The sequence below is a fragment of the Effusibacillus consociatus genome (assembly GCF_042652925.1).
GTDB lineage: Bacteria > Bacillota > Bacilli > Tumebacillales > Effusibacillaceae > Effusibacillus > Effusibacillus consociatus.
This window is the reverse complement of the sequence record NZ_JBHSHC010000075.1, coordinates 1-883: the sequence shown is the minus strand read 5'-3', so window position 1 is coordinate 883 and position 883 is coordinate 1. Positions and strand designations below refer to the sequence as shown.

Annotated in this window: 1 protein-coding gene; it reads right to left on the bottom strand. The window is 40.1% G+C overall.

Features of this window, described 5'->3' with window-relative positions; translation table 11 throughout:
• Nucleotides 1-589, bottom strand: a 589-nt coding sequence (locus tag ACFO8Q_RS09355) for a hypothetical protein (protein ID WP_380025507.1), incomplete at its 3' end; no start/stop codon positions are given.
• Nucleotides 590-883 lie beyond the last annotated feature (294 nt).

The window sequence follows — 883 nt, the reverse complement described above, 5'->3', positions numbered from 1 at the left end:
CCTGGTCGGGAGGCAATGTTACTGTTGCTTCCCATTCAAGTTCTCGCACACTTCTGGTTGGTATCGATTGTCCGTTCATAGTCAGTTCGATTTCTTTGGTAGGGGTATCTCCTGCAATCCGAATTGTAACGGTTCCCGGATCTTGGATGAGGCTTCCGTCTGTCGGAGATATAAAAATGGGTGGAGAAGGTTGTTTCTCTTCTTCTGTTATCTCAAACGTTGCTTTGGTAGCGTACATCCTGTACTCATCCTGAGGAACAATTTGGGCGTAATACTTCCCCGCTTCCAAAGGTTTCCCATCGATCGTTCCATCAAAGTAATGGACGTTATCTCCTTTACCAAAAAACTGATTCTCCACGATTGTTTTCAGTAGTGTTCCATCTGCTTTATGAATTTCAATATTCGTGACATGGTCCAATTCAAAGTCCCATTCAATTGCAATTGGTGTACCGGGAGTCGATTGATACGGCACAACTCTGGTGTATGTACCGGGGTCCGCACTAACTTGTGATGCAGGTAATACAGGTAAAATGCCTGTGATTAAAGCCAATATCAGAAAACATTTTAGAAAAAACTTCAAAAGTCGCAATTGCATCATCCTCCAATTGGTAAACTCCATTTTTCAAACGTGAAGTAGACATAATAACCTGATATTCCAATTTTCTACAGAAGTAGACTTCATGCCTGCATAAAGTTACATTATTTTCGAAATTTCACGAAAAAATCCAAGAGCATGTCGGACGGCCTGAGTAGATTCTATCGAAAAAGAAAAAGACAAGCCTAACTTGCATAGGCTTGTCTAACTCTTTTATGACTTAAATTGCAAGAATAAATGCAACAACACACGATAATCCATAATATGTAAGATTAAACGACCGATTTT